Genomic DNA, 24,823 nt, shown 5'->3' with positions numbered 1-24,823 from the left:
ACCACCTTCGTCCGTCCTGCGGAGCGTCTCCTCGAACCGGTGTGTCCGGGTCTTCCCCCGGTCTCGCACAGAGACACTCCTGCAGGAAAGGCATCACCTCATGAAGAGACGTTCGGGTCTGTTCGTCACCGCCCTCGCCGCCCTCGGCGCGACCGTGCTGACCGCGTGCTCCGGCGGATCCAGCGACACCGTGGGCGGAGGTGAGAGCAGCGGCGACGGCTCCGGCGGCACGATCAACCTGTACGCGTACGCCGTGCCGAAGCCCGGATTCGACAAGCTGATCCCCGCCTTCCAGGCCACCGAGGAGGGTGCGGACGTCGAGTTCCAGCAGTCCTACGGCGCCTCCGGCGATCAGTCCCGGAAGGTCAAGGACGGCGCCGAGGCGGACTTCGTCAACTTCTCCGTCGAGCCGGACATCACCCGTCTCGTCGACGCCGGGCTCGTCGAGGCCGATTGGAACTCCGGTCCGTACAACGGAATTCCCTTCGGTTCGGTGGTGACGATCGTGGTGCGCGAGGGCAACCCCAAGAACATCACCGACTGGGACGACCTGCTGCAGCCCGGCCTCGAGGTCGTCACGCCCAACCCGTTCAGTTCCGGCTCGGCCAAGTGGAACCTGCTCGCCCCCTACGCGGCGAAGAGCGACGGCGGCGCGAACCCGCAGGCGGGTCTGGACTACGTCACCACACTCGTGAACGAGCACGTCAAGATCCAGCCCAAGTCCGGTCGCGAGGCCACCGAGGCGTTCCTGCAGGGCTCCGGCGACGTGCTGCTCAGCTACGAGAACGAGGCGCTGTTCATCGAGCGCAACGGCGACCCTGTCGAGCACGTCACCCCGCCCACCACCTTCAAGATCGAGAATCCGGCTGCAGTGCTCACGAATTCGAAGAACGCCGAGAAGGCACGGGCGTTCGCGGACTTCCTCTACACCCCGCAGGCGCAGCGTCTGTGGGCGGAGGCGGGCTTCCGTCCCGTCGACCCCGCGGTGGCGGAGGAGTTCGCGGCCGACTTCCCGCAGCCGGCGAAGCTGTGGACGATCGCGGACCTGGGCGGCTGGAAGGCTGTCGACGAGCAGTTGTTCAAGGCCGAGACCGGCTCGATCGCCGTGATCTACGACAACGCCACGAAGTAGAGCCCGGACAGTGAGTATCACCGACAGCGCCACCGGGGTGGGATCGAGGCCGGCTCCCGCCCCGGCGACGCGCCGCCGCACTCCGCTGCGTGCAGCCACCGGCACGGTCGGACCGCTCGGCATCGGAGTGGCCGTGCTGTGGCTGTCCGTCATCGTTCTGTTGCCGCTCGCGGCGCTGGCCACCGAGGCGTTCGCCGACGGTCCGAGTGGCTTCTGGAACGCCGTCACCGCCCCGGCCGCGCTGGCGACGCTGCGGATCACCGTGGTCGTCTCCGCAATCGTCGCGGTCGTCAACGTGGTCATGGGCACCCTCATCGCGTGGGTACTGGTGCGCGACGAGTTCCCGGGCAAGAAGTTCGTCAATGCGCTGATCGACCTGCCCTTCGCGCTGCCCACCATCGTGGCGAGCATTGTGCTGCTGGCGCTGTACGGGCCGGAGAGCCCGATCGGTATCCATCTCAACGCCTCCCAGCCGGGGCTCGTCGTCGCGCTGGCATTCGTGACGCTGCCGTTCGTGGTGCGTTCGGTGCAGCCGGTGCTCCTCGAAGCGGACCGAGAGGTGGAAGAGGCCGCGGCGTCCCTCGGCGCGAACAACCTGACCATCTTCCGGTCCGTGGTACTGCCCGTGCTGACCCCGGCTGTCGTCAGCGGTGCCGGGCTCGCGTTCGCCCGTGCCCTCGGCGAATACGGATCGATCGTGCTCATCGGCGGCAACATCCCGTACGAGACCCAGGTGGCGTCGCAGTACATCCAGCAGCAGATCGAGATCGACCGCCCGGTGAACGCTGCCGCGGTGTCCGTGGCACTGCTGCTCATCGCCTTCGTCGTGCTGTTCGTGCTGCGCCTGGCAACGGGACGCAGCCTGCGCCGGGAGGAGGAGGACCGATGAAGGTCTCCCCGTGGACGCGAATCTCGCTGCGGACGATCGCACTCGGCTACCTGTTGGTCCTGTTGCTCGTTCCGATCGGGGTGATCCTCTACCGCACATTCGAGAACGGCGTGGGTGCGTTCCTCCAGTCGATCAGCACGCCCGCGGCGATCTCGGCGTTGAACCTGTCGCTGCTGATCGTCGCCATCGTGGTGCCCGTCAACGTCGTGTTCGGTGTCGTCGTCGCACTTGCGCTCGTGCGCGGCCGGTTCCGCGGCCGCGGGCTGCTGCAAGCCGTGGTGGACCTGCCGTTCGCCGTCTCACCGATCGTCGTCGGTGTCGCCCTGATCATGCTGTGGGGTGCCGGCGGGTGGTTCGGAGGTGTCGAATCCCTCGGATTCAAGGTGATATTCGGGCTACCGGGCATGGTGATCGCCACGATCTTCGTCACCTTGCCGTTCGTCGTGCGCGAGGTCGAACCGGTGCTTCACGAGATCGGCCAGGAACAGGAGCAGGCCGCCGCGACACTCGGCGCGAACGGCTGGCAGACGTTCCGGCGCATCACCCTCCCCTCGATCCGGTGGGGCCTGACGTACGGCGTGGTCCTCACCGTCGCCCGCGCGCTCGGCGAGTTCGGGGCTGTCATCATGGTCTCGTCCGGCTTCCCCGGCGTGTCCCAGACCCTGACGTTGCTGGTGCACTCCCGCTACATCGACGACCACAACACCTTCGGCGCCTACTGCGCCGCGACCCTGCTCATGGCCATCGCCGTGATCGTGCTGTTGCTGATGACCCTGCTCGACCGCAAGAGGAGTACCAGATGATCACCGTCACGGGCGCACGAAAGAACTACGGCGACTTCGCGGCCCTCGACGACGTCGACATCGAGATCCCGTCCGGGTCGCTCACCGCGCTGCTCGGACCCTCGGGCTCCGGTAAGTCGACGCTGCTGCGGTCCATCGCCGGACTGGAAACCCTCGACGACGGCATCGTGCGCATCGGCGGCGACGACGTGACCGGCGTGACCCCGCAGAAGCGGGACATCGGTTTCGTCTTCCAGCACTACGCGGCGTTCAAGCACATGACCGTCCGCGAGAACGTCGCGTTCGGACTGAAGATCCGCAAGCGGCCCAAGACCGAAATCGGCCGCCGCGTCGACGAACTGCTCGGCATCGTCGGGCTCGACGGGTTCCAGCAACGCTATCCGGCACAGCTGTCCGGCGGCCAGCGCCAGCGCATGGCCCTGGCCCGCGCCCTCGCCGTCGATCCCAAGGTGCTGCTGCTCGACGAACCGTTCGGCGCGCTCGACGCCAAGGTGCGCGCCGACCTGCGCACGTGGCTGCGCCGCTTGCACGACGAGGTGCACGTGACCACCGTGCTGGTCACCCATGATCAGGAGGAGGCGCTCGACGTCGCCGACCGGATCGCCGTGATGAACCGGGGCCGCATCGAGCAGGTCGGAACCCCGCGGGACCTGTACGACCGGCCCGCGAACGACTTCGTGATGTCGTTCCTGGGCAATGTCTCCAGGCTCAACGGAAAGCTGGTGCGGCCGCACGACATCCGTCTCGGTCGCGAACCCGATCTCGCCCGCGCCCAGGACGCGGGCACCGCCGGGTCCGTGGGTGTCACCCGCGCGACGGTGGAGCGGGTCGTGCACCTCGGGTTCGAGGTCCGCGTCGAGCTGCGCAACGCCGCGACCGGTGAGGACTTCACCGCGCAGGTCACCCGCGGCGACGCACGCGCTCTCGGTCTCGCGCCCGGCGAGACCGTCTATGCGCGCGCGACCGAGGAACCGGCGCTGCCGGAGACGACGCGGGTGCCGATCGGCTAGAGCCACGCCCGCCCACCGGCGCCTCACACGGCCGAATGTCACACAGGTTCAGTTGGATCGAACCCGTGTGACATTCGGCCATTCAGGCGTGCGGTATCACCCCGCAGACTGCTCGGGTCCTGCGGCGGGTTCGAATCACCCGGATCGGAATCCGTGACGAGCAGGACCCCGCCGGGCGACAGTGATCTCCACGCGCCCCGCCCGCTCGGTGTGCACGCCGATCACTCACCCGAGATCCGTGAAAGGTACTACCCGATGAACGCTTTCCCCGGTGGGTCGGCGTGAGCGCGCCGACCGGGATCCGTCCCGCGCCGGCGAGCACCGCCGAGCCCGACGACGCCGGGCTGGTCGTCGCCCCCGCCCGCCACCCGCTGCGCTGGCTGGTCGCCGCCCTCGCCCTCGTCCTGGTGGCGCAGTTCGTGCACGGCCTGGCTACCAACCCGGGCTGGGACTGGGCGACGTTCGCCCGGTACTTCACCGCACAGTCCGTGCTCTCGGCCCTGGTGGTGACCATCGAACTCACCGTGTGGGGAACGGTTCTCGGATTCGGGCTCGGCGTGCTGCTCGCCGTCGGCAGGCTGTCCAGGAATCCCGTCCTGCAGGTGATCTCCTGGGTGTACATCTGGGCGTTCCGATCCATCCCGCTCATCGTGCAACTGCTGTTCTGGTTCAACATCGCGTACCTGTACCGAACGCTGTCGCTGGGTGTCCCGTTCGGACCGTCGTTCTTCGAGTTCGAGGTCACCGGCGTGATCTCCGGCTTCACCGCCGCGGTGATCGGCCTGGCCCTGCATCAGGCCGCCTACTCGGCGGAGATCATCCGCGCCGGCATCATCTCCGTGGACCACGGCCAGATCGAGGCGGCGCAGGCCCTGGGCATCCCTCGCCGCCGGCAGTTCTTCAAGATCGTTCTGCCGCAGGCCATGCGATCGATCCTGCCCAACGCCGCCAACGAGGTCATCAGCCTGTTCAAGGGCACCTCGATCGTCTCCACGATGGCGATCGCCGAGCTGTTCTATCAGGTGCAGGTCGTCTTCGGCCGCAACGGCCGGGTCGTGCCCCTGCTCATGGTGGCCACCGTCTGGTACATCGTGCTCACCACCGCGTTGTCGATCGTCCAGTACTACGTGGAGCGGCACTACGCGCGCGGCTCGTCCCGCGCCCTCCCGCTCACCCCCTGGCAGAAGACCGTCGCCAAGTTCCGCGAGATCCGCGACTCGGGTATCGCCGCACCCCGGGGAGCCACCCGATGACCACGCCGGTCGATCCCACCCCGTACGCCGTCGACGTCCGGGGCGTGCACAAGTCGTTCGGATCCCTCGAGGTCCTCAGGGGTGTCGACCTGAAAGTCCGCAAGGGCGAGGTCACGGTGATCCTCGGTCCCTCCGGCTCCGGCAAGTCCACCCTGCTGCGCACCCTCAACCATCTCGAGAAGGTCGACCGCGGCACGGTCCGCATCGACGGCGAACTCGTCGGCTACCGCCGCCGGGGCAACAAGCTGCACGAGATGCGCGAGAGGGACATCCTCCGTCAACGGTCGCGCATCGGATTCGTGTTCCAGAGCTTCAACCTCTTCCCGCACCTGACCGTGCTCGAGAACGTGATCGAGGCGCCGATCTCCGCGCAGCGTCGCGACCGCGCCGAGGTCGAGACGCTCGCCCGGGAACTGCTCGACCGGGTCGGCGTCGGCGACAAGATCCACGACTACCCCAAACAGCTGTCCGGTGGGCAGCAGCAGCGGGTCGCCATCGCCCGCGCCCTCGCGCTGCGCCCGGCCGTGATCCTGTTCGACGAGCCGACCTCCGCGCTCGACCCCGAACTGGTCGGCGAGGTGCTCGAGGTGATCCGCGACCTGGCCCGCGACGGTGCGACCCTGGTGATCGTCACCCACGAGATCGGCTTCGCGCGTGAGGTTGCCCACACCGTCGTGTTCATGGACGGCGGCGTCGTCGTCGAACAAGGTCCGCCCGCGCAGGTTCTCGACCGGCCCACCCAGGAGCGCACCCGCGCCTTCCTGTCCAAAGTCCTCTGAAGTCCTCCCGAAAGGCAATGATGTCCGCGTTGACCCGACGCACGAGGCTGGTCGCCTCGGCCCTGACCGCCGTCGCCCTGCTGTCGGTCGCCGCCTGCGGCACCGACGAGCCCGACGCGGCCGGCGCCGCCGGCTACAACCTCACCGCCGACCAGAACCGCATCACCACCGACCCCGTACCCGAGATCGCGGCCGAGGTCCCGCAGTCCATCCGCGACCGCGGCACCCTCATCGTCACGGGGTCCGCCGGCACCGCACCTCCGCTGCGGTTCTACGCCGACGACGACAAGACCATCATCGGCTCCGAGACCGACTTCGCACATCTCCTCGGCGACGTTCTCGACCTCGACGTCGAGCTCACCGCCGCGGACTGGGCGCAGAACTTCGTGCGCGTCGACTCCGGTGAGGCGGACGTGTTCATCTCCAATGTCACCGTCACGGAGGAACGCAAGGAGAAGTACGACTTCTCCACCTATCGCCTCGACAACCTCGCCTTCGAGGTGAAGAAGGACAGCGGGATCGAGGTGAAGGACCCGAAGGATGTCGCGGGTCTGAAGGTCGGCGTGAGCTCCGGCACCAATCAGGAGGCGCTGCTCGTCGAGTGGAACGAGCAGAACGTCGCCGCGGGCCTCGAGCCCACCGAAATCCTCTACTTCCAGAACGCCACCGACTACTACCTCGCGCTCGGCTCCGGCCGCATCGACGCCTACTTCGGGCCCAATCCGTCCGCGTCGTTCCACGTCATCCAGGCCGGTGAGACCGAGATCGCCGGCACGTTCTCCGGCGCGGGCCCGGACCTGCAGGGCGAGATCGCGGTCCTGACCAAGAAGGACAACGGCCTGATCGAGGCGATCAACGCGGCGCTCAACCACGTCATCGAGAACGGCACCTACCAGCAGGTGCTCGACCGATGGGGTATCGCGAACGAGGCGGTCGAGACGTCGGTGATCAATCCTCCGGGCCTGCCGAAGAAGCAGTAACCGGACGACAGCCAGGGAGGGACAGCAATGAGCCGGGTGGAGCCCCGGGCCGACGTCGTGATCGTCGGGGGTGGCGTCATCGGATCGGCGGCGGCGTGGCGTCTGGCCACCCGCGGGAAGTCGGTGACCCTGCTCGAGCAGTTCGAGCCGGGTCATCGCCGCGGCGCCTCGCACGGCAGTTCCCGCATCTACCGGCAGGCCTACGACGGCGAGTTCTACACGGCGCTCGCCGGCCGTGCCCTGCCGCTCTGGCGGCACCTGCAGGACACCACGGGCACGGAGGTACTGACCCTCACCGGCGCGGTCGACCACGGACTGCCCGCCGTCGTCGAGTTGCGTGCCCGGTCGCTGGCCGCCCTCGGCATCCGGCACGAGGTCCTCGAGCCGTGCTCCGCGGAACGTCGTTGGCCCGGGATACGGTTCGACACGGCCGTCGTGCATCATCCCGAGGCGGGCCGGCTGCACGCCGACCGCGCGGTCGCCGCGTTCCAGGAGGCCGCGGCGCAGGCCGGGGCCGACGTGCGGCACGGGATCGTGGTCGAAAGCCTGCACAGCCACGGACACGGCGTCGACGTGGTCACCCCGGACGCGGTGGTGCGCGGCCGGCATGTCGTCGTCGCGGCCGGCGCATGGTCGCACCGGTTGCTCACCCGGGCTTCGGATCCGGCGCCCCGCCTCCCGGCGATGCGCACGACGCAGGAGCAGCCCGCGCACTTCGTTCCCGTCACGGGGCCCGACTGGCCGAGCTTCGTCCATCACCCCGGCGCGTTGCTCACGACAGCCGGCATCTACGGGCTCGGCTCCGAGGACGGCATCAAGATCGGCGAGCACGGCACCGGACCCGAAGTGACGCCCGAGACGAGAACCTTCCGGGCCGACCCCGCCGGCGTCGCGCGGCTCGCCGCCTACGCTGCCCGGTGGCTGCCCGGCGTCGACCCGGGCAGCGCCGTGGCCGACACCTGCCTGTACACCAGCACACCCGACAGCAACTTCGTCGTGGACCGCATCGGCGCCGTCGTCGTGGCCGCGGGCTTCTCCGGGCACGGCTTCAAGTTCGCCCCCGCAATCGGGGAGCTGATCGCGGGGCTCGTCGAGGGCACGGCCGTCGCGCCGGAGCCGTTCCGGTTCGGCACCCGCGAGGCGGTGACCGCGCGATGACCACCGCCCGCCGCATCCAGGTCTGCCCCGTGCGGCAGGACGACCCGCTGGCCGCCCCGCTGCTCGCCGAACTCGCCGTCGAATACAGCACCCGCTACGAACGTCCGCTCGACGAGCAGATCCACACCCTCACCACCCACCCGGCCGACGAGTTCGCCGAACCCGACGGGACGTTGCTGATGCTCGTCGAGGACGGAGAACCCGTCGCCGGTGGCGCGTTCCGCCGTTACGACGCGACCACCGCAGAGCTCAAGCGCATCTGGACGTCGAAGGCGCACCGCCGCCGCGGACTCGGCAGACTCGTGCTGGAGGAACTCGAGGCCGAGGCGGCCCGGAGGGGGTACGCCCGCATCTACCTGACCACCGGGTGGCGTCAACCCGAGGCGGTCGCGCTGTACCTGGCCGCGGGATACACCGCCCTGTTCGATCCCGGCCGACCGGCCGAGGAGATCGGGCCGCACCCCTTCGAGAAGACGCTGATCCGGTTGCGGACGGACTGAACCGCGCCGAGCGGCTCGAAGCAGTGCACGAATCGGACATCCGCAGCCGTCGTGACGGGTGCGGACGTCCGATTCTCGTGTGAACTCTCCGCCGCCACGATCCTCCCGAAGACCCCCCACCAGGCCCGGCAGCATCGCGAGCCCGCGGTGCTGCCGGTGCGCCCTGCTGCCGGACGCCCCTGTGACGCCACCGATCCCCGCCGCACACCGACCAGGAGTCTCGCCGATGACCTCGACAACACCCGTCCACCTCGCCGTCGCGCTCGACGGCGCCGGTTGGCATCCCGCCGCGTGGCGTGAAGAGAATTCACGCCCCGACGAATTGACCTCACCCACGTACTGGGCCGATCTCGTCACCACCGCGGAACGCGGGCTGCTGGACTTCGTCACGATCGAGGATTCCCTTGCCGTACCCGCGAACCCGTACACGAGCGAGGACCCCGACGCGGTGGACCGGGTACGGGTCCGGCTCGATGCGCACCTGATCGCCGCGCGGGTTGCACCGTCGACCCGGCACATCGGGCTGATCCCGACGATCACCACCACGCACACCGAACCGTTCCACGTGTCCAAGGCGCTGGCCACCCTCGACTACACATCGCACGGTCGCGCCGGCTGGCAGGTCAAGGTGTCCTCCTCCGCGCAGGAGGCCGCACACTTCGGCCGGCGCGACATCCCCGGACTCGACAAGCGCGACCGGCAGGCGCTCGCCGAGAATCGCCTGCCCGAGTTCGTCCACGACCTGTTCGACGAGGCCGCCGACGCCGTCGAGGTCGTTCGGCGGCTGTGGGACAGCTGGGAGGACGACGCGGAGCTCCGCGACGTGAAGACACGACGGTTCATCGACCGCGACAAGCTGCACTACATCGACTTCGAAGGCCGGTTCTTCCACGTTCGAGGGCCGTCGATCACGCCCCGACCGCCGCAGGGGCAGCCGGTGGTCGCACTGCTGGCCCACCGCGACCTTCCGTACGAACTGGCCTCGCGGCAGGCAGATCTGGTGTTCGTCACCCCGTCGGACACCCGCCGCGTGCGTGACCTCGTCGACGAGGTCACGGCGGCGGGGGTGCGGGTCGGGCGTGTCGGTGAACCGCTGCGTGTGTACGCGGACCTCATGGTCTTCCTCGACACACCGCGCGAGAGCGGCGCCGAGCGGCTCCGGCGTCTCGACGCACTCGCGGGCAGCGCATTCGACTCGGATGCACTCGTGTTCACCGGATCGGCGGCCGAACTCGCCGACCGGATCGGTGAGTGGCGTCGACAGGGTATCGACGGCTTCCGGCTCCGGCCCGGGGTGGCAGTCGACGACCTCGACGTCATCGTCGACGCGCTCGTCCCGATCCTGCAACAGCGCGCGGTGTTCCGCTCCGAGTACCCCGGCACGTCCCTGCGCGGACTTCTGGATCTGCCGACCGACATTCCCCACCGCTACGCCGTCACCACGGCCGGAACCGAAGGACACGACCGATGAGCACACGCAAGCAGGTCATCCTCGGGGCCTACCTCGGCGGTGTCAATCACCACACCGCATGGTGGGATCCCCGGGCGGGCAGCCAGATCGAGTTCTCGACCTTCGAGCACACCGCCCGTACCGCCGAGCGCGGCAAGTTCGACTTCTTCTTCCTCGCCGAGGGCCTCGTGCTGCGCGAGCGCGCGGGCCGGATCTTCGATCAGGACATCATCGGCCGGCCCGACACCTTCACGGTCCTCGCGTCGCTGGCCGCCGTCACGGACCACCTCGGCCTGGCCGCCACCATCAACACGACCTTCAACGAGCCGTACGAGCTGGCTCGGCAGATCGCCTCTCTCGATCACCTCTCCGGCGGCCGGGCCGCGTGGAACGTGGTCACCTCCTTCGATGCCTTCACGGGGCACAACTTCCGCCGCGGCGGCTTCCTGGATCGCTCCCACCGGTACGAGCGCGCGGAGGAGAACCTGACGCTCATCCGTCAACTCTGGGATTCGTGGCGTAGCGACGACATCGTCGCCGACAAGGCCGGCGGCCGGTTCCTGCGTCGACCCGACGCCGGCGCCTTCGAACACCACGGCAACCACTTCGACGTGCACGGCAGGTTCACGGTTCCGCGCAGCCTCCAGGGACGCCCGGTGATCCTCCAGGCCGGGGTGTCCCCGCAGGGCCGGGACTTCGCTGCCGCGAACGCCGACGCCATCTTCTCCCCGTACGGGAAGCTGCCCGAGGCCACGGAGTTCTACCGAGATGTCAAGGCCCGGGCGATCGCTGCCGGCCGCTCCGCCGACGACATCAAGATCCTGCCGTCGGCGAGCTTCGTGATCGGTGACACCGAGGCCGAGGCCGTCGAGAAGTACCACGAGATCCGTAACCAGCAGGTCACCGGGCAGACCGCCCTGATCCTGCTCGAGCAGATCTGGAATCGGGATCTGTCCGAATACGATCCGGAGGGCCCGCTGCCGGACATCGATCCCGACCCCGACGCCGAGCCGATCATCCAGGGACGGGCGTTCGTCCACCAGGACCGGTTCGAGACCGTCGCACGGCTCCGCGCGATCGCGGAGGAGAAGAAGCTGACGCTGCGAGAGGTCGTGATCGACCAGTTCGAGCGCGGACCCCTCGTCGGTACCGCGGCACGGATCGCCGAGCAGATCGACGCCTTCGTGCAGAACGACGGCTCGGACGGGTTCATCCTCGGTTCGCACCTCGTGCCTTGGGGGCTCGACGATTTCGTCGACGAGGTGGTGCCCCTGCTGCAGGACCGTGGTGTCCTCCGCGTCGAGTACACCGGAACCACGCTGCGGCACAACCTCGGGCTGCGGGTGCCGGCCGATCCGGTGGCGGTCGGCGGTTAACCCACCTCCCGCGTGACACTCACCGATCGGGCGCAGACGCCCCGGCAGACGACGTCGGTGGTGCCGGTCTGTGCGGCCGCCGGCTTCACCACCCTGCTCGATTCGTCGGTGCTGAACATCGGCCTTCCCGCCTTGCGGACCGGTCTCGACGCGGGCGTTTCGCAGATGCAGTGGATCCTGGCCGCATACTCGCTGAGCTTCGGTCTTGCGCTGGTCCCGGCAGGCCGGCTCGGCGATGTGGCCGGCCGGCGGCGGCTGTTCCTCGCGGGCATGACCCTCTTCGCGGTCATGGGGGTGTGCGGAGCTGTCGCGTCCGACCCCTGGACGGTCGTCGCCGCACGGGCCGGTCAGGGGGTCGGGGCGGGCCTGATCAGCGCGCAGGTGCTCGGGATCCTGGCCGAGAACTACACCGGCCCGGCGCGCGCCCGGGCCCTGGCCGCCTACAGCACGGCCGGAGGCCTCGCCGGGCTGTGCGGTCCACTCGTCGGTGGGCTGGTGCTCGGCGCTGCACCCGGGGACTACGGGTGGCGTGTTCTGCTGATTCTCAACGTGCCGTGCGCACTCGTCACACTCGTGCTCGCGGCCCGCCGCCTGCCCCCGGATCGGGGACGACCGTCGGCCCGCAGCGGGGTCGATGCCGGGGGCCTCGCGCTGCTCGCGGCGGCCACGACGCTGGTGATGGTGCCCGTGGTCTCCGAACCGGGTCCGGTGGGTGCGGTGTTCGCCGTCGGGGGAGCGGCGGTCTCACTCGCCACCTTCCTGTGGTGGGAACGCCGTGTCGCCGTGCGCGGCGGCAAGCCCGTGCTGCTTCCCGAACTGACCGGATCCGGCGGATACGTCCTCGGCACCTTGGTCGCACTGTTCTGGTTCGGTGCGGTGCTATCCCTGAACACCGTCGTGAGCCTGTACCTCATCGAGGGGCGCGGCTATGCCGCTGTCCAGGCCGCCGCCGTGCTGTCCGCCGCCGCCGCGGCGATGGCCGTCGCCTCGGCCGTGGGGTGGCGGGTCGTCGCGCGATACGGCCGGGTGACGGTCGTCGTGGTGGTGGCAGCCGAGATCGCCGTCGTCGGTGGCTACGCCGCCGCTGTGCGGCACGACGCCACGATGCCGGTGTTCGTGGCGCTGGCCGCTCTGTCGGGTCTCTCGGGTGGATTCGTGGATGCACCCAACCGGGCGCTGACGCTCGAGTCGTCCCCGGCGGGCGGTCACGGTGTCGCGGCCGGGTTCCTGCAGCTGTCACAGCGGTTGTCCGCGACGGTCGCCCTCGCCGCGGTGTCCGGCCTGTATCTGTCGGCGCTGGCGACGGACGGGGACGACGTCGCCGGTGCCGCGTCGGCCGGCCTCGCGGTGTGCGCCGCCATGCTCGCGGTGTCGCTGCTCTGTGCGCTCGCCGACCGGCGCCGTCGTGCCGGCGCCGGGTTTCGATCACGGTGAGCGAAAGGGTTCTCCGAACTCGTTCGCAACGCGTACGGTCACCGGGAACCATCCAGAGCGACCGAGAGACCCGGCTCGAGGACGTCGCAGCAACCCCCTGCCGCAGGTGAGGGTGCTACCGCCGGGAACGATGGAGGAGAAGGCATGGCAGGCGAGGGGTTCGTGGGCGCGTGGGCGCGCCTGCACGTCGACCTGTGCCGTCAGTGCTCGGGCATCTGTCGCCCCCGATCCTGTCGCGCCTGAGCGGCGCTACCCAGTCGAAGAACTACGACCGTCTGCCCGGCCGGTGGCATCGCGAAGCGCGGTGCCATCTGCGCCTCACGAGATCATGGAGTTCCCCGGTGCCTGTTCCGTTCACCTCTGCCGCCCGACGTCGCGCCGTCGCGGGCGCCACCGCCGCAATCCTCGCCGGTGGGCTCGCCGCGTGCGGCGCCGACACGGCGGGCACTTCCTCCGGTGGCGGCACCCCGCAGCCCGGCGGCACCCTGCGCTACGGCCTGTCCCAGGCCCCCACGTGTGCCGATCCCGCGCAGGCCGGCAGCAACCAGACCATCTACGTCGCCCGTCAGATCGTCGACTCGCTCACCGATCAGGACCCCGGGACCGGTGAACTGAAGCCGTGGCTCGCCGAAAGCTGGGAGGTGAACGGGGACGCCTCGGCGTTCACGTTCCGGCTGAAGGACGGCGTGACATTCAGTGACGGCACCCCGTTCACCGCGGAGTCGGTGAAGAAGAACTTCGACGCGATCGTCCAGACCCTCACCGGCGCCAAGGCAGCGCTGGCGGCGAGCTACCTGTCGGGGTACACCGGCACCACGGTGCTCGATCCGCTCACCGCCCAGGTGTCCTTCGCCGGACCGAACGCGCAGTTCCTGCAGGCGTCGTCGACGCTGCAACTCGGCTTCCTGTCCGACAGGGACGTCGCGAAGTCCGCCGAGGAACGCTGCGCCGGCGACCTGTCCGGCACCGGTCCCTTCGTCTACGAGGACTACCAGCAGGACAAGTCCGCCACGCTGGTCAAGCGCACTGGATACTCGTGGGGATCCGACGTTTTCGCGCACGACGGCGAGGCCTACCTCGATCGCATCGAGTTCACGATCGTCCCGGAGTCCGGTGTACGCACCGGCAGCCTCGCATCCGGCCAGCTCGACGCGATCAGCGATGCTCTGCCGCAGGATGCTTCCCAGATCGAAGGCAGCGGCGGACGGATCCTCACCACGCCGAACCCGGGTGTCCCGTTCGGTTTCCAGCCGAACGTCACCCGTGGCGTCCTGACCGATCCGGCGGTGCGCGCCGCGATCGTGCCGGCCCTCGACCGCCAGGAACTCGTCGACACCGTCCTCGGCCCCGATTTCCGGCCCGCGACCAGCACCCTCGCCTCCCGCACCCCCGGCTACGCCGGACTTGACGACGTCACCTACGACCCGGCGAAGTCGAAGTCGATCCTCGACGCCGCCGGCTGGGTTCCCGGCCCGGACGGCATCCGCGTCAAGGACGGCAACCGCCTGTCCTTCTCGGTGCTGTTCAGTTCGGTGTTCGCCGGCAACCAGGCGATCCTCGAGCTCGTGCAGCAGCAGCTGCGCGAGGTCGGTATCGACCTGCAGCTCGACCTGGTCTCCACCCCGGAAGCCACTGCCCGGCAGGGCGCGAAGGACTTCGACGCCACCTACTACAACAGCACGCGCGCCGACGGCGACATCCTGCGCACGACGTTCGGACTCGACGGGCGCAACCTCAACAACCGCGGCCCGATCCCGCCGCTGGACGAGGTCCTGTCTGCGCAGCTGCGCACCACCGACCCGGCCGAACGCGGCGAGCTGATCGAGCAGGCACAGCAGCTGGTCCTCGACAACGGCCTGTGGCTGCCGACCGTGGAGCTGTCCCAGGCCATCGGTGCGGCGGGGGCGGTGCAGGACCTGAAGTTCGAGGCCTCCGCCCGGTTGCAGTTCTTCGACACCTGGCTGAGCGAGTAGACCATGGCCCGGTATCTCGGTTCCCGGCTCGTGCAGGCGCTGTTGGTGCTGTGGGCGGCGTTCACCGTCTCGTTCGGCGTGCTGTACCTGCTGCCGTCCGACCCGGTGAGCATCGCGGTCGACGGCGCCGGCAGCGGCACACCGGTGGATGCGGCCGCTGTCGCGCAACTGCAGGAGCGGTACGGGCTCGACCGTCCGTTGTCGGGGCAGTACCTTACTGCGCTGAGCAACGCCGTCCGGGGTGACTTCGGCATCTCGATCGTCACGGGACAACCCGTGACCGAAGCGATCGCCGCCGCCGTACCCAGCACCCTGGCCCTGGCCGCGGTCGCCCTGGCGCTCGCCGTGCTCCTCGGCACCTCGATCGCGTTCGTCGCCACGTACACGGGCGCCCGGTGGCTGCGCAGCACGCTGTTCTCGCTGCCGCCGCTCGGTGTCGCGGTTCCGACCTTCTGGGTGGGACTGCTTCTGCTCCAGCTCTTCTCGTTCCGGATGAAGCTGCTTCCGGCATTCGGCGACCAGGGCATCGAGCATCTGGTGCTGCCCGCGATCACCCTCGCGCTCCCCACCGGTGCGGTGATCGCGCAGGTCCTCGCCGCCAGCCTGCAGACCACATGGCGGCAACCGTTCGTCGAAGCAGCTCGCGCCAAGGGCGCGTCCCAGTGGCGCATCCAGACCCGGCACACACTGCGGCTGTCCAGCATCCCCGCATTCACTATCGCCGGGGTGACAGTCGGCAACCTGTTGGCGGGGTCCGTGGTCGTCGAGACGGTGTTCTCCCGCGCCGGTGTCGGTCGGTTGACCCAGACTTCGGTTCTGGCGCAGGATATTCCCGTCGTCCAGGGCATCGTGGTCTTCAGTGCGGTGATCTTCGTGCTCGTCAACCTCGCGGTGGACCTGGTCTATCCGCTCATCGATCCGCGCATCGCCGACGGCCGTCGCGGCGGCGGTTCGCCCTCGCATCCGACGCCCGCCGAGGTGACCACCGAACTCACCGGCTTCGCGGTGGAGGAGGAGAGGAAGGCTCATGTCTGACGTCCTGATCCGGGAACCGGTCGCCGCATCCGCGCAGGCCGCGACCGGGCCACACGGACCGTCCCGGCTCCGGGGAGCGACGAGCGCCCTGCGCCGCTACGGGGTTCTCGTGGTCTCGACGACCGTGCTGCTCCTCGCCGTCGGCTTCGCCCTGTTCCCCTCGGTCTTCGCGTCCGGTGATCCGCTGCAGGGTGTCCCGGCCGACAAGTTGCAGGGGCCGTCCGCGGCGCACTGGTTCGGCACCGACAACATCGGGCGCGACGTGTACACCCGGGTCGTGCACGGTGCGGGCCTGTCCCTGACCGCGACGCTCGTCGCCGTCGGAATCGCTCTCGTCGTCGGCTCGCTCGTCGGGTTGCTCTCCGGCGCGGTCGGCGGAGCGGTCGACGGCCTACTCATGCGGGCCGTCGATGTTCTGCTGTCCATCCCCGCCCTGCTGCTGTCCCTGGCGCTCGTCACCGCCCTCGGATTCGGCACCATGAACGTGGCGATCGCGGTCGGCGTCGGGCTCGTCGCGAACTTCGCCCGCGTCATGCGGTCGGAGGTCCTGCGCGTGCGCCGCGCCCTGTACGTCGAGGCGGCGTTCGCATGCGGTGTCCGCTGGCACACCGTCCTGCGCCGGCACGTGCTGCGCAACTCGTACGCCCCCGTCGTCGCGCTCGCGGCGGTCGAGTTCGGCATGGCCGTGCTCGCCGTGTCGTCGCTGAGCTTCCTCGGCTTCGGCGCGGTGCCGCCCACCCCGGAATGGGGATCGCTGATCTCCGAAGGCAGGAACTACCTGGCCACCGCCTGGTGGATGACGACACTGCCCGGCCTGGTCATCGTGGCGGTCGTCCTGTCGGCGCACCGCCTCGGTCACGCCATCGAAGAACGGAGCACTCGATGACCGCGGCCCTGCTGGACGTACGCGACCTGCGGGTCGAGTACGGCAGCCGTCGCGACCCGGTCACCGCGGTGGACGGTGTCGGCTTCACCCTTTCCCGGGGCGAGGTCGTCGCGGTGGTCGGCGAGTCCGGTTCCGGCAAGTCGACGACCGCACACGCGATCCTCGGCCTGCTGTCGGGTAGCGGCCGGATCACCGGCGGCACCGTCACGTTCGACGGGCAGCGACTGGACTCCCTGTCCGAACGCGCCTTCGAGAAGGTGCGCGGTGCCCGCATCGGACTCGTGCCACAGGACCCCACCACGTCCCTGAACCCGGTCGTCCGCATCGGTGACCAGGTCGCCGAGGTCCTGCGTATCCACGGTCTCGCCGACCGGCGCACCGCGAAGATCGACGCGCGGCGCATCCTCGCGGAAGCCGGGCTCGACGATCCCGAACTCCGTGCCAGGCAGTACCCGCAGAACCTGTCCGGCGGGCAGCGGCAGCGCGTGCTCATAGGCATCGCGCTCGCATGCCGGCCGGACCTCGTCATCGCAGACGAGCCGACCAGCGCCCTCGACGTCACCGTGCAGCGGCGCATCCTCGACCATCTCGACAGCCGCATCGCCGAGACCGGTACCGCGGTCCTGCTCATCACCCACGACCTCGGCGTCGCCGCCGACCGCGCCGACCGCATCGTCGTGATGAGCCAGGGCCGGATCGTCGAGACCGGGCCGGCCCGGCAGATCCTCGAGAACCCCCGGCACGAGTACACCCGGGCGCTCGTCGCCGCCGCACCGAGCCTTGCCGGCGCCGCGGCCCGGCCCGGCCGCGGACCCGCGGAACCCCTGCTCACCGTGTCCGGGGTCTCGAGGACCTTCCGCATCGACCGGCGCACGTCGCTCGAGGCGGTGCGCGACGTCTCCTTCTCGGTTCCGCGCGGTCGCACTCTGTCCCTGGTCGGCGAGTCCGGTTCCGGCAAGTCCACGGTGTCCCGCATCGCGATCCGACTGGAATCCGCCACGTCCGGGCAGGTCCGGTTCGACGGGCGGGACATCACCGCGCTGCGCGGCCGGGACCTGCGCGAGCTCCGTCGCCGGGTGCAGATCGTCCACCAGAACCCCTATGCGGCCCTGAATCCCAAGCTCCGCATCCGCGACGTCGTCGCCGAACCGCTCGAAGCCTTCGGCATCGGCACGAAAAGCGAGCGCGCCGAACGTGTTGCGGAGCTGATCGGGCAGGTGGCGCTGAGCACGGCACACCTCGAGCGCAGACCCGCGGAACTGTCCGGCGGACAACGACAGCGCGTGGCGATCGCCCGCGCGCTCGCGCTGCACCCGGAACTCCTCGTGCTCGACGAGCCCGTCTCCGCGCTCGACGTGTCGGTCCAGGCGCAGATCCTCGACCTGCTCGCTCGCCTGCAGGACGAGCTGGGGCTGAGCTACCTGTTCATCTCCCACGATCTTGCCGTGGTCCGGCAGATCAGCGACACCGTCGCGGTGATGCGGTCCGGCGAAATCATCGAATCCGGGACCACCGAACAGATTTTCGACAGACCACAGCACGAGTACACGAAACTGCTGCTCGATGCCATTCCAGGGAAGGTTCGGCATGCCCGATAGTTCACAGTTGTTGCTCGCCCTCGAATTCCGCGGAACCGGAACGCATCCGCATTCGTGGCGTCGCACGGATTCACGCGCGGAGGACGTGTTCACCGCCCGCTACTGGGCGGATCTCGTGGGCAGCGCGGATCGTGCCGGCGTCGACCTGGCCTTCCTCCCCGACTCGTTCGGTATCGACTCCGGTGCGGACACCGTGCGCGGCCGGCTCGAAGCGGTCGGCGTCGCCGCCCGGCTGTCCGCCGTCACCTCGCGGATCGGGCTGATCCCCACCGCGACGGTGACCCACACGGAACCGTTCCACGTGGCCAAGGCCGTGCAAACCCTCGACCACACCACGGCCGGCCGTGCGGGGTGGCAGGTCGCCGTCTCCGAGGGTGAGGACCGGGCCGCCCTGTTCGGCCGCAAGGGCACCCAGGGCACCGGCTCACTGTGGACCGAGGCCGCCGAGGCCGCCGAGGTCGCGGCCCGCCTGTGGGACAGCTGGGAGGACGACGCCGAGATCCGCGACGTCGCCACCGGCCGGTTCGTCGACCGGGACAAGCTGCACTACATCGACTTCGTCGGCGAGCACTTCTCCGTCAAAGGTCCGTCGATCACGCCCCGGTCACCCCAGGGCCGGCCCCTCGTCGCCGTTGCGGCAGCGGACGAGCAGTCGTTCGACTTCGCCGCGGAACGCGCCGATCTCGTGCGTATCGAGGCCGCCGACCTCGGGTCCGCCGCGAACCTGGCCGAGCGTCTGCGCGCGCAGGCCGGTGATCGGCGACCGGCGGTGCTGCTCGACATCGACGTGCTGCTCGCCGCGGACGACGCCACCGCCGCCGCGGACCTGGCCCAGCTCGAGAACTGGGCCGGCGCTGCCTACACGCCGGAGTCGCTGTTCTACCGCGGCGGCCCGGCAGGGCTGCTCGCACTCCTCGGGGACGTGGACGGCCTGGACGGCGTGGTGCTACGTCCGCTGGCCCTCGCCGGCACGGTCGCGGCGCTCACCGAACGGGTCCTGCCGGTGTTGCGGCGGCAGGACCCGACGTCCACTGGAACCCTGCGGGACCGTCTCGGCCTGCCGCGCCCCGTCAACCGCTACGCCACCGCCTGAGGAGGCCGACAACCATGCCGCAGAACACCGTTCGAAAGCAGATCCATCTGGCCGCGCACTTCCCGGGCGTCAACAACACGACCGTGTGGGCGGATCCCGAATCGAAGAGCCAGATCGACTTCGAGTCCTTCCTGCACCTGGCCCGGACCGCAGAACGCGGACTGTTCGACTTCTTCTTCCTGGCCGAGGGACTGCGGCTGCGCGAGCACCGCGGCCGCATCCACGATCTCGACGTCGTCGGCCGGCCCGACACCCTCACGGTTCTCGAGGCCCTCGCCGGTGCGACGACCCACCTCGGGCTCGCGGGCACGATCAACACCACCTTCAACGAACCGTACGAACTGGCCAAGCAGTTCGCCACCCTCGACCATCTGTCCGACGGCCGCGCCGCGTGGAACCTCGTCACCTCCTCCGACGCCTTCACCGGCGAGAACTTCCGGCGTGGCGGCTATCTCGACCACTCGCAGCGCTACGTCCGCGCCCACGAGATCGTCGACGTCACCCGGCGGCTGTGGGACGGCTGGCGCCCCGGAGCACCGGTCGTCGACCGCGAAAACGGCATCTTCGCGGCGGATTCCGACATCGCTCCGTTCGACATCCACACCACCCAGTTCGACATCTCCGGGCGGTTCGAGGTGCCACGCAGCCCGCAGGGACACCCGGTGCTCCTGCAGGCCGGCGACTCGGACGAGGGCCGCGAATTCGGCGCCGCCAAGGCCGACGCCATCTTCACCGGCCACGGCACCCTCGAGGAGGGCCACGCCTTCTACGCCGACGTCAAGGGCCGCCTCGCGAAGTACGGGCGCAGCCACGCCGACCTGAAGATCCTTCCGGCCGCGACGTTCGTCCTCGGCGACTCCGCGGAGGATGCGGCCGAGCGGGCCCGCCACATCCGGCTGCAGCAGGTGAGCCCGCAGACCGCGATCGCGTTCCTCGAGCAGGTGTGGGGCCGCGACCTGTCCGGGTACGACCCCGAGGGGCCGCTGCCGGACGTCGAACCGGAGGACAACCTGAACATCACGCGCGGCCGCGTCCGCCACGCCAAGGATCCGCGCGCCGTCGCGCTGGCCTGGCGGGAGAAGGCCGAGGCCGAGAAGCTCAGCATCCGCGAACTGATCATCGAGGTCACCGCGCGGCAGCAGTTCGTCGGCACCCCCGATCACGTCGCCGCCGAGATCGACCGCTATGTGCAGACCGACGCGAGCGACGGCTTCATCCTGGTTCCGCACCTCACCCCCGGCGGCCTCGACGAATTCGTCGACAAGGTCGTGCCGCTGCTGCAGGAACGCGGCAGTTTCCGCACCGAGTACGAGGGCGCCACCCTGCGCAGTCACCTCAACCTGCGCCACCCGCACGAGATCGACGAAGGAGTTCAGGCATCGTGACCACCACACTCGACCGAGAGACGTTCACCGAGGACTGGCGGAGCTGGCACGCAGCCCGCGAGGAGGCGCTGCGCCGCCCGGACGGCTGGCTCAGCCTGACCGGGCTGTACTGGCTGGACACCGAGCCCACGATCCTCGACGAGGTGCCCGGATTGTGGCGGGTGGACGGCGAGCGCGTGCTCCTCGAATCCGACGGCGGAACCGAGGTGCACGAGCCGATCGAGGGCGCACCCGGTGTCCGGGTCGCGGCCGGCGACGGCTACGCCGAGATCATCCGCCGCACCGGCCGGTTCGCCGTCCGCATCCACGACCCGAAGTCGCCGGCTCTGACGGCCTTCACCGGAATCCCCGCGTACGAGCCTGCGCCGGAGTGGGTGCTGCAGGGCCGCTTCGAGGCCTTCGATCAGGTGCGGACCGTCACCACCGGCGCCGTGGTCGACGGCCTCGAGCACCGCCACAGCGCGGCCGGGCTGATCCGCTTCACCCACGACGGCGCCGAGCACCGCCTCGTCGCCTTCGGCGACGGCTCGGGTCCGCTGCGCGTGCTGTTCACCGACGGAACCAGCGGCGTGACGACCTACCCGGCCGCGCGGATCCTCGAAGTCGCCGCGCCGACCGCCGACGGCTCGGTCACGCTCGACTTCACCCGGGCCGCCAACCTGCCGTGCGCGTTCACCGACGCGGCGACGTGCCCCATCGCCCCGGCGGAGAACCGGTTGCCGTTCGCCGTCGAGGCCGGCGAACGCACTCCGCGCGACGAGGAGGCCCGGTGACGACCGCATCGAATCCGGTGCCGCTCTCGGTCCTCGACCTCTCCCCCGTCAGCGAGGGATCCACCACGGCGCAGGCGTTGCACAACACCGTCGACCTGGCCCGGAGGACGGAAGGCTGGGGGTACCGCCGGTATTGGGTGGCCGAGCACCACTTCGTCGCCGTCGCGTCGTCGTCGCCGGCCGTGCTGATCGGCGCAATCGCCGCCGCCACCAGCACCATCCGCGTCGGCGCCGCCGCGGTTCAGCTCGGTCACAACACCGCGGCCGGTGTGGTCGAGGCGTTCGGCACGCTGGACGCGCTGTATCCGGGCAGGATCGACCTGGGACTCGGCCGGTCGGGACAACGCCGGGCGGAGGCGCTCGCGGCCGCCCGGTCCGGGGCCGCCGAAGAGGAATCGCACCGCGCCACCGAGGTGCGCGACGGCCTGGTCATTCCGCCGCCGTACCAGCCCGGGCCGTTGCTGTCCTCCCCGCGCCTGGCCGCCGGGTTCGCCGCGTTGCAGCAACCGGGGGCGCAGGCCCCGGACTTCGACGGGCAGGTGGACGACATCCTCGCTCTGCTGGACGGGACCTATCGCACCGAGGACGGGATCGAGCTGCACGCCAGCCCCGGCGAGGGCGCGGACGTCGAGCTGTGGGTCTTCGGGACCAGTGCGGGGCCGTCGGCGTCGCTGGCCGGACGGCTGGGTCTGCCGTTCGGTGCGAACTACCACGTCAGTCCCGGCACCACCGTCGAGGCGGTCGAGGCGTACCGCGCGGCGTTCCGCCCGTCCCGCTTCCTCGACCGACCGTACGTGGTGGTGTCCGCCGACGCGGTCGTCGCCGACGACGATGCCACCGCGCGTGACCTGGCGGCCACGTACGGGCACTGGACGCACAGCATCCGGTCCGGCCACGGGGCCGTCCCGTACCCGGACCCGGCCACGTCGGCACCGCTGAGCGACGAGGAGCGCAGCCTCGTCGACGACCGGCTGATCACCCAGTTCGTCGGCGCTCCCGCCACCGTGGCGGAGCGGCTCGAGTCGCTGCGGCGCGTCACCGGGGCGGACGAGCTCGTGGTCACGTCGGTGACGCACCGGCACGAGGACCGGCTGCGTTCGTACGAATTGCTGGCGCGCGAGTGGGGGCTCGCCGCGCTCCGCGCCGCATGACCCCGGTGGTGAACCCGCCCGGACGGCGGGTTCACCACCGAATCGAGCATTCCCGACCGATTGTGTAGGATATCGCCCATGGCACCCGAGACCGCAGCGACCGTCGTCGCCCGCTGGTGCCGTCGTCACGTCGATCTGGGCCGGACCTCCTCGGGCATCTGTACGGGCTGACCGCTCACAGCCCCTTCCGCCACGTCGCGCCGGAGTACCACCGGAGCGGCGCATTCTCCAGGAGAAAACCCTTGTCGCACAACGCTACCCGGACCATCGATCGTCCCCTGCGTATCGCCGTCGAGCTTGCCGGGCCCGAGGGACCGCACTACTGGGCCGATCTGACCGCCGGACGCGCCGACGAACCGGCGCTCGACCTGAGCGCCTCGCCGTCGAACGTGGTCCGGATCCGCGCCGCCGACCTGAGGGAGAGCGCGAAGCTCCGCGAACGGGCACGCTCCGAAGCCCGCGCCGACGGTCGCGATCCCGACAGCATCAGCGTCCTGGTCGATCTCGAGGTGCTCGTCGCCGAGGAGGCCCGCGGCGCCCGCAAGCAGTATGCGCTGCTCGACGGCCGTCGTCGCGCAGACACCCTGTCCTACATCGGCACCCCGCACGGCCTCGCCGGACTGATCGCCGACATCCACACCACCCGCGTGGCCGACGGCGTGACGCTCCTCCCGCTCGGTGCCGAGTTCACGATCGAGCACATCGTCGACGGCACCCTGCCGTGGCTCGAATCACGGGGGCTGGCAACGCCGTCGCCCGCTGTGGTGGAGGTCCTGCGCCGCTTCGGCACCGGGGACCGCGGGCTCATCCTGGCCTCCTGACCGTCGTTCGAGACGCGGGGCGAGAGCTTCTTCTCTCGCCCCGCCTTTCGTCGTCCGGTCCGCGCGTCCCGCTCGGCAGCGGCGCCAGGCGCCGTCCGGCGAGGACCAGAATTGGAATCGGACCGATTTCAACCGTGGCCCGCGCTCCGCCCCGCCCTTAACCTCGCAACAATGTCCCTCGCATTCCATTGGTTTCTTCCCACCTACGGCGACAGCCGCCTGATCGTCGGCGGCGGCCACGGAACGCCCGCCGGGGCGGCCCGCGGTGATCGGCGCGCCACCGTCGGGTACCTGGCGTCGATCGCCCGCGCCGCCGAGGAGTTCGGATTCGCCGGCGCACTCACCCCTACCGGCGCATGGTGCGAGGACGCCTTCCTCACCACGGCAATGGTGGCGCGCGAATCCGAGCGACTCGCCTTCCTCGTGGCGTTCCGCCCGGGACTGATCAGCCCCACCCTCGCCGCGCAGATGGCGGCGACGTTCTCACTGCACGCCCCGGGGCGGATCCTGCTCAACGTGGTGGTGGGCGGCGAGGCCCACGAGCAGCGCGCGTACGGCGACCACCTCGGCAAGGACGAGCGGTACGCCCGAGCGGACGAGTTCCTCTCGATCGTCCGACGGCTGTGGGCCGGCGAGACCGTCACCCACTCCGGCACGCACCTGAACATCTCGGAAGCCGCGCTGGCCACGCTCCCGAGTCCTGTCCCCCCGCTGTACTTCGGTGGATCGTCCGCCGCCGCGGGCCCGGTGGCCGCCGAGCACGCCGACGTCTACCTCACCTGGGGTGAGCCGCCGGCGGCCGTCGCCGAAAAGATCGCATGGATCCGCGAACTCGCCTCCCGGCGCGGACGCACCATCCGGTTCGGCATCCGCCTGCACGTCATCACCCGGGACACCGCCGCCGATGCGTGGGCGCAGGCCGACCGGTTGATCGCGGCACTCGGCCCCGACACGGTGACCGCGGCACAGGCGGGTCTCGCACGCAGCGAGTCCGAAGGACAGCGCCGCATGCTCGCCCTGCACGAGAACAACCGGCGCAGCGGAGACTGGCGCGACGCCCGCAACCTGGAGGTGGCGCCGAACCTGTGGACCGGGGTGGGGCTCGTGCGCGGCGGGGCCGGGACGGCGCTGGTCGGCAGCCATACCGAAGTCGCCGACCGGATCGCCGAATACGCCGCGCTGGGCATCGACGAGTTCGTGCTCTCGGGATACCCGCACCTCGAGGAGCTGTACTGGTTCGGCGAGGGGGTGCTACCGGTCCTGCGGGAACGCGGCCTGTTCACCGGCGGTGCCGACGGCGCCGTGTCCGGAAGCGTTCCCTTCCTTCCCGCCGGGGTCCGCTGA

22 protein-coding genes and 1 riboswitch are annotated in these 24,823 nt (G+C 70.0%); all 22 genes read left to right on the top strand.

Features of this window, described 5'->3' with window-relative positions; translation table 11 throughout:
- Positions 1-100: 100 nt before the first annotated feature.
- Entirely contained in the window at positions 101-1,132 is a 1,032-nt protein-coding gene (locus tag G6039_RS07100; RefSeq protein ID WP_006943619.1) for a sulfate ABC transporter substrate-binding protein, read from the top strand.
- Between the two features lie 10 nt (positions 1,133-1,142).
- Entirely contained in the window at positions 1,143-2,021 is an 879-nt protein-coding gene (gene cysT / locus G6039_RS07095; RefSeq protein WP_373566454.1) for a sulfate ABC transporter permease subunit CysT, read from the top strand.
- A complete protein-coding gene (cysW, locus tag G6039_RS07090; RefSeq protein WP_010594194.1) occupies positions 2,018-2,824 on the top strand; it encodes a sulfate ABC transporter permease subunit CysW in 807 nt (268 codons plus the stop codon). The genes cysT and cysW overlap by 4 nt, the downstream gene beginning before the upstream one ends.
- The gene (locus G6039_RS07085; protein WP_029546667.1) at positions 2,821-3,834 is read left to right on the top strand and encodes a sulfate/molybdate ABC transporter ATP-binding protein; all 1,014 of its coding nucleotides are present in this window, start codon (positions 2,821-2,823) and stop codon (positions 3,832-3,834) included. Before cysW ends, G6039_RS07085 begins: the two co-directional genes overlap by 4 nt.
- Before the next feature lie 281 nt (positions 3,835-4,115).
- Complete coding sequence (locus tag G6039_RS07080; protein WP_006943626.1) at positions 4,116-5,087, top strand: amino acid ABC transporter permease; 972 nt, start codon at positions 4,116-4,118, stop codon at positions 5,085-5,087.
- Positions 5,084-5,866 carry an amino acid ABC transporter ATP-binding protein gene (locus G6039_RS07075; protein WP_029546668.1) on the top strand — a complete coding sequence of 261 codons (783 nt, stop codon included), beginning with the start codon at positions 5,084-5,086 and terminating at the stop codon, positions 5,864-5,866. The genes G6039_RS07080 and G6039_RS07075 overlap by 4 nt, the downstream gene beginning before the upstream one ends.
- Before the next feature lie 20 nt (positions 5,867-5,886).
- Positions 5,887-6,846 (top strand): ABC transporter substrate-binding protein, encoded by a 960-nt coding sequence (locus tag G6039_RS07070; protein ID WP_029546669.1) that lies wholly within the window; start codon positions 5,887-5,889, stop codon positions 6,844-6,846.
- Between the two features lie 27 nt (positions 6,847-6,873).
- Positions 6,874-8,004, top strand: a complete 1,131-nt coding sequence (locus G6039_RS07065; protein WP_043796842.1) for an FAD-dependent oxidoreductase — start codon at positions 6,874-6,876, stop codon at positions 8,002-8,004.
- Positions 8,001-8,504, top strand: coding sequence for a GNAT family N-acetyltransferase (locus G6039_RS07060; protein ID WP_043796843.1), 504 nt, complete (start codon positions 8,001-8,003; stop codon positions 8,502-8,504). The genes G6039_RS07065 and G6039_RS07060 overlap by 4 nt, the downstream gene beginning before the upstream one ends.
- 226 nt (positions 8,505-8,730) lie before the next feature.
- A complete protein-coding gene (locus G6039_RS07055; protein ID WP_044476334.1) occupies positions 8,731-9,975 on the top strand; it encodes an LLM class flavin-dependent oxidoreductase in 1,245 nt (414 codons plus the stop codon).
- Complete coding sequence (locus tag G6039_RS07050; RefSeq protein ID WP_043796845.1) at positions 9,972-11,330, top strand: NtaA/DmoA family FMN-dependent monooxygenase; 1,359 nt, start codon at positions 9,972-9,974, stop codon at positions 11,328-11,330. The genes G6039_RS07055 and G6039_RS07050 overlap by 4 nt, the downstream gene beginning before the upstream one ends.
- 12 nt (positions 11,331-11,342) lie before the next feature.
- Positions 11,343-12,764 carry an MFS transporter gene (locus G6039_RS07045; protein ID WP_006943641.1) on the top strand — a complete coding sequence of 474 codons (1,422 nt, stop codon included), beginning with the start codon at positions 11,343-11,345 and terminating at the stop codon, positions 12,762-12,764.
- A 45-nt stretch (positions 12,765-12,809) separates the two neighbouring features.
- Positions 12,810-12,901, top strand: a riboswitch (SAM riboswitch).
- A gap of 204 nt (positions 12,902-13,105) precedes the next feature.
- Positions 13,106-14,737, top strand: coding sequence for an ABC transporter substrate-binding protein (locus tag G6039_RS07040; RefSeq protein ID WP_043796847.1), 1,632 nt, complete (start codon positions 13,106-13,108; stop codon positions 14,735-14,737).
- Positions 14,738-14,740: 3 nt separating this feature from the next.
- Positions 14,741-15,772 carry an ABC transporter permease gene (locus G6039_RS07035; RefSeq protein WP_043796849.1) on the top strand — a complete coding sequence of 344 codons (1,032 nt, stop codon included), beginning with the start codon at positions 14,741-14,743 and terminating at the stop codon, positions 15,770-15,772.
- Complete coding sequence (locus G6039_RS07030; protein ID WP_043796850.1) at positions 15,765-16,658, top strand: ABC transporter permease; 894 nt, start codon at positions 15,765-15,767, stop codon at positions 16,656-16,658. Before G6039_RS07035 ends, G6039_RS07030 begins: the two co-directional genes overlap by 8 nt.
- Positions 16,655-18,256 carry a dipeptide ABC transporter ATP-binding protein gene (locus G6039_RS07025; RefSeq protein ID WP_043796852.1) on the top strand — a complete coding sequence of 534 codons (1,602 nt, stop codon included), beginning with the start codon at positions 16,655-16,657 and terminating at the stop codon, positions 18,254-18,256. Before G6039_RS07030 ends, G6039_RS07025 begins: the two co-directional genes overlap by 4 nt.
- Positions 18,246-19,349, top strand: a complete 1,104-nt coding sequence (locus tag G6039_RS07020; protein WP_043796853.1) for an LLM class flavin-dependent oxidoreductase — start codon at positions 18,246-18,248, stop codon at positions 19,347-19,349. Before G6039_RS07025 ends, G6039_RS07020 begins: the two co-directional genes overlap by 11 nt.
- 14 nt (positions 19,350-19,363) lie before the next feature.
- The gene (locus G6039_RS07015; RefSeq protein ID WP_043796854.1) at positions 19,364-20,734 is read left to right on the top strand and encodes an NtaA/DmoA family FMN-dependent monooxygenase; all 1,371 of its coding nucleotides are present in this window, start codon (positions 19,364-19,366) and stop codon (positions 20,732-20,734) included.
- Positions 20,731-21,507, top strand: a complete 777-nt coding sequence (locus tag G6039_RS07010) for a DUF1684 domain-containing protein (RefSeq protein WP_006943651.1) — start codon at positions 20,731-20,733, stop codon at positions 21,505-21,507. The genes G6039_RS07015 and G6039_RS07010 overlap by 4 nt, the downstream gene beginning before the upstream one ends.
- Positions 21,504-22,658, top strand: coding sequence for an LLM class flavin-dependent oxidoreductase (locus G6039_RS07005; protein ID WP_043796856.1), 1,155 nt, complete (start codon positions 21,504-21,506; stop codon positions 22,656-22,658). Before G6039_RS07010 ends, G6039_RS07005 begins: the two co-directional genes overlap by 4 nt.
- A 242-nt stretch (positions 22,659-22,900) precedes the next feature.
- Entirely contained in the window at positions 22,901-23,479 is a 579-nt protein-coding gene (locus tag G6039_RS07000) for a hypothetical protein (RefSeq protein WP_006943653.1), read from the top strand.
- A gap of 171 nt (positions 23,480-23,650) precedes the next feature.
- Complete coding sequence (locus G6039_RS06995; RefSeq protein ID WP_043796858.1) at positions 23,651-24,823, top strand: LLM class flavin-dependent oxidoreductase; 1,173 nt, start codon at positions 23,651-23,653, stop codon at positions 24,821-24,823.

The organism is Rhodococcus aetherivorans, from assembly GCF_011058165.1.
GTDB lineage: Bacteria > Actinomycetota > Actinomycetes > Mycobacteriales > Mycobacteriaceae > Rhodococcus > Rhodococcus aetherivorans.
The sequence above is the reverse complement of the archived record's forward strand: the minus strand, read 5'-3'. Positions and strand labels throughout refer to the sequence as shown.